The 4,929-nt window shown below is 50.3% G+C and carries 2 rRNA genes; both read left to right on the forward strand.

The window, feature by feature from the left end:
- Positions 1-158 precede the first annotated feature (158 nt).
- A 16S ribosomal RNA gene (locus tag FEZ33_RS11810) occupies positions 159-1,708 on the forward strand.
- Between the two features lie 274 nt (positions 1,709-1,982).
- Positions 1,983-4,864, forward strand: a 23S ribosomal RNA gene (locus tag FEZ33_RS11815).
- The 16S and 23S rRNA genes sit together here, the layout of an rRNA operon.
- The last annotated feature ends 65 nt before the right edge of the window (positions 4,865-4,929 follow it).

Here is a 4,929-nt window from a genome sequence, read left to right on the forward strand (position 1 = left end):
CAACGAAAGCTCATTGAAAACTGAACAAAGATAAACACACCAAATGTGTAAGGGGATCTGTTCTACGGAACAGACAACCAAACAATTTCGCTGGACGACCACCAGTTTAAAAAAGGTCAACAAAGCTAGAATAGTAATGAGCAAAAGCTCAAACAATCAATTATGAGAGTTTGATCCTGGCTCAGGACGAACGCTGGCGGCGTGCCTAATACATGCAAGTCGAACGCACTGACGGAGAACTTGTTCTCTTGACGTGAGTGGCGCACGGGTGAGTAACACGTGGGAAACCTACCCTTCAGCGGGGGATAACCATCGGAAACGATGACTAATACCGCATAGACGACAGAACCGCCTGGTTCAATCGGGAAAGACGGCTTCGGCTGTCACTGAAGGATGGTCCCGCGCTGCATTAGCTAGTTGGTAAGGTAACGGCTTACCAAGGCGATGATGCATAGCCGACCTGAGAGGGTGATCGGCCACATTGGGACTGAGACACGGCCCAAACTCCTACGGGAGGCAGCAGTAGGGAATCTTCCGCAATGGACGCAAGTCTGACGGAGCAACGCCGCGTGTGTGAAGAAGGTTTTCGGATCGTAAAGCACTGTTATTAGAGAAGAACAGCCGATAGAGTAACTGTTATCGGTTTGACGGTATCTAACCAGAAAGTGACGGCTAACTACGTGCCAGCAGCCGCGGTAATACGTAGGTCACAAGCGTTGTCCGGATTTATTGGGCGTAAAGGGAGCGCAGGCGGTTTGTTAAGTCTGATGTGAAAGCCCACGGCTCAACCGTGGAACGGCATTGGAAACTGGCAAACTTGAGTATAGAAGAGGAAAGTGGAATTCCATGTGTAGCGGTGAAATGCGTAGATATATGGAGGAACACCAGTGGCGAAGGCGACTTTCTGGTCTATAACTGACGCTGAGGCTCGAAAGCGTGGGGAGCGAACAGGATTAGATACCCTGGTAGTCCACGCCGTAAACGATGAGTGTTAAGTGTTGGGGGGCTTCCACCCCTCAGTGCTGGCGTTAACGCAATAAACACTCCGCCTGGGGAGTACGACCGCAAGGTTGAAACTCAAAGGAATTGACGGGGACCCGCACAAGCGGTGGAGCATGTGGTTTAATTCGAAGCAACGCGAAGAACCTTACCAGGTCTTGACATCTCTTGCATAGCCTAGAGATAGGTGAAACCCTTCGGGGCAAGAAGACAGGTGGTGCATGGTTGTCGTCAGCTCGTGTCGTGAGATGTTGGGTTAAGTCCCGTAACGAGCGCAACCCTTATCATTAGTTGCCAGCATTTAGTTGGGGACTCTAATGAGACTGCCGGTGACAAACCGGAGGAAGGTGGGGATGACGTCAAATCATCATGCCCCTTATGACCTGGGCTACACACGTGCTACAATGGATGGTACAGCGAGCAGCGACCCCGCGAGGGCAAGCGAATCTCTCAAAGCCATTCTCAGTTCGGATCGTTCTCTGCAACTCGAGAGCGTGAAGCCGGAATCGCTAGTAATCGTGGATCAGCACGCCACGGTGAATACGTTCCCGGGTCTTGTACACACCGCCCGTCACACCACGAGAGTTTGTAACACCCGAAGCCGGTGGCCTAACCTTTATGGAGGGAGCCGTCGAAGGTGGGATAGATGATTGGGGTGAAGTCGTAACAAGGTAGCCGTATCGGAAGGTGCGGCTGGATCACCTCCTTTCTAAGGAGTACTGGAACCTTTTACAGCATGAAGTGTTTTATCTTTGTTCAGTTTTGAGTGAGTTTTCTTGTTTAACTGCAAGGAACCATTCAAACTTAGCTCATTGAAAACTGAATATCAACACCTAATATAATCCGTCGATGCGACAGATTGTATTAGAACAATTTTCTTAAATGAAGATATAATTTTAATCGAAATTAAATCATAAACCAAAGAATTGACCGAGTCTGTAGAAATACAGAGTTAAAAAGTAATAATAGCGCGAGAAATATGTGGTTAAGAAACAAAGGGCGCACGGTGAATGCCTTGGCACTAGGAGCCGATGAAGGACGGGACGAACACCGATATGCTTTGGGGAGCTGTAAGTAAGCTAAGATCCAGAGATTTCCGAATGGGGGAACCCAACAGCTGATGGCTGTTACACGCAAGTGAGGTAGACGCAGAGAACTGAAACATCTAAGTACCTGCAGGAAGAGAAAGAAAAATCGATTCCCTGAGTAGCGGCGAGCGAAACGGGAAGAGCCCAAACCGACGTGCATGCACGTCGGGGTTGTAGGACTCTAATGTGGACTTATAAGGTGTAGTCGAATGGCATGGGAAGGCCAGCTGTAAAGGGTGAGAGCCCCGTAGACGAAACACGTTATATACCTAAGAGTATCCTGAGTACGGCGGAACACGCGAAATTCCGTCGGAATCTGCCAGGACCATCTGGTAAGGCTAAATACTCCCTAGTGACCGATAGTGAACAAGTACCGTGAGGGAAAGGTGAAAAGCACCCCGGGAGGGGAGTGAAAGAGTACCTGAAACCGTGTGCTTACAAGTAGTCAGAGCCCGTTAATGGGTGATGGCGTACCTTTTGTAGAATGGACCGGCGAGTGACGATAGTTGGCAAGGTTAAGCTGAAGAAGCGGAGCCGTAGCGAAAGCGAGTCTGAATAGGGCGTAAGTCAGATGTCGTCGACCCGAAACCAAGTGACCTACCCATGTGCAGGTTGAAGGTGCGGTAAGACGCACTGGAGGACCGAACCAGGACATGTTGAAAAATGTTTGGATGACATGTGGGTAGCGGAGAAATTCCAATCGAACTTGGAGATAGCTGGTTCTCTCCGAAATATATTTAGGTATAGCCTCAGAGTGAGAGCGTTGGAGGTAGAGCACTGTTTGGACTAGGGGGACATACGTCTTACTGAATCCAGATAAACTCCGAATGCCATCTGCTCATCTCTGGGAGTCAGACTGCGAGTGATAAGATCCGTAGTCGAAAGGGAAACAGCCCAGACCACCAGCTAAGGTCCCAAAGTATCAGTTAAGTGGAAAAGGATGTGGGGTTGCACAGACAACTAGGAGGTTGGCTCAGAAGCAGCCATCCTTGAAAGAGTGCGTAATAGCTCACTAGTCGAGTGACCCTGCGCCGAAAATGTACCGGGGCTAAACTGAACACCGAAGCTGTGGATTCAACCAATAGGTTGAGTGGTAGGAGAGCGTTCTATAGGCGGCGAAGCAGTACCGTAAGGAGCTGTGGAGCGTATAGAAGTGAGAATGCCGGTATGAGTAGCGCAAGACGGGTGAGAATCCCGTCCACCGAATGACTAAGGTTTCCTGGGGAAGGCTCGTCCGCCCAGGGTTAGTCGGGACCTAAGCTGAAGCCGATAGGTATAGGCGATGGACAACAGGTAGAGATTCCTGTACTTGAGATACATGTTTGAGTGATGGAGGGACACAGGAGGTGACCTCACGCACCCTGATGGAATAGGGTGTCGAAGCGATAAGTTTGGATGTGAGTCAAATGCTTACGTCCGAGTAAACGAGTCGTGACCGGGAGCGAATTAAGTAGCGAAGGTGAGTAATCAAACTGTCGAGAAAAGCTTCTAGCGAATGTATATCAACCCGTACCGCAAACCGACACAGGTAGTCGAGTGGAGAACACTAAGGTGAGCGAGAGAACTCTCGTTAAGGAACTCGGCAAAATGACCCCGTAACTTCGGGAGAAGGGGTGCTGATGGAAACATCAGCCGCAGTGAATAGGCCCAAGCAACTGTTTATCAAAAACACAGGTCTTTGCAAAACCGAAAGGTGACGTATAAGGGCTGACGCCTGCCCGGTGCTGGAAGGTTAAGAGGAGTGCTTAGCGCAAGCGAAGGTACGAATTGAAGCCCCAGTAAACGGCGGCCGTAACTATAACGGTCCTAAGGTAGCGAAATTCCTTGTCGGGTAAGTTCCGACCCGCACGAAAGGCGTAATGATTTGGGCACTGTCTCAACGAGAGACTCGGTGAAATTATAGTACCGGTGAAGATGCCGGTTACCCGCGACAGGACGGAAAGACCCCATGGAGCTTCACTGCAACTTGATATTGAGTGTTTGTTGATCATGTACAGGATAGGTAGGAGCCTTTGACAGTTGGACGTCAGTCTAGCTTGAGGCGTTGGTGGGATACTACCCTTGATGAATGACCACTCTAACCCGCGTATAGACTACGGGAGACAGTGTCAGGTGGGCAGTTTGACTGGGGCGGTCGCCTCCTAAAAAGTAACGGAGGCGCCCAAAGGTTCCCTCAGAATGGTTGGAAATCATTCGCAGAGTGCAAAGGCATAAGGGAGCTTGACTGCGAGACCTACAAGTCGAGCAGGGACGAAAGTCGGGCTTAGTGATCCGGTGGTACCGCATGGAAGGGCCATCGCTCAACGGATAAAAGCTACCCTGGGGATAACAGGCTTATCTCCCCCAAGAGTTCACATCGACGGGGAGGTTTGGCACCTCGATGTCGGCTCATCGCATCCTGGGGCTGAAGTCGGTCCCAAGGGTTGGGCTGTTCGCCCATTAAAGCGGTACGCGAGCTGGGTTCAGAACGTCGTGAGACAGTTCGGTCCCTATCCGTCGCGGGCGCAGGAAATTTGAGAAGAGCTATCCTTAGTACGAGAGGACCGGGATGGACGCACCGCTGGTGTACCAGTTGTTCCGCCAGGAGCATCGCTGGGTAGCTATGTGCGGGATGGATAAGCGCTGAAAGCATCTAAGCGCGAAGCCAGCTTCAAGATAAGATTTCCCATCACGCAAGTGAGTAAGACCCCTGAAAGACGATCAGGTAGATAGGCTCGAAGTGGAAGTGCAGTAATGTACGGAGCGGACGAGTACTAATCGGTCGAGGACTTAACCACGAACCAATTCAGGTTTAGCAGGTAAGAAAACACAAGTTGATATTCAGTTTTGAGTGATCTAAGTA

The organism is Ruoffia tabacinasalis, assembly GCF_005864045.1.
GTDB lineage: Bacteria > Bacillota > Bacilli > Lactobacillales > Aerococcaceae > Ruoffia > Ruoffia tabacinasalis.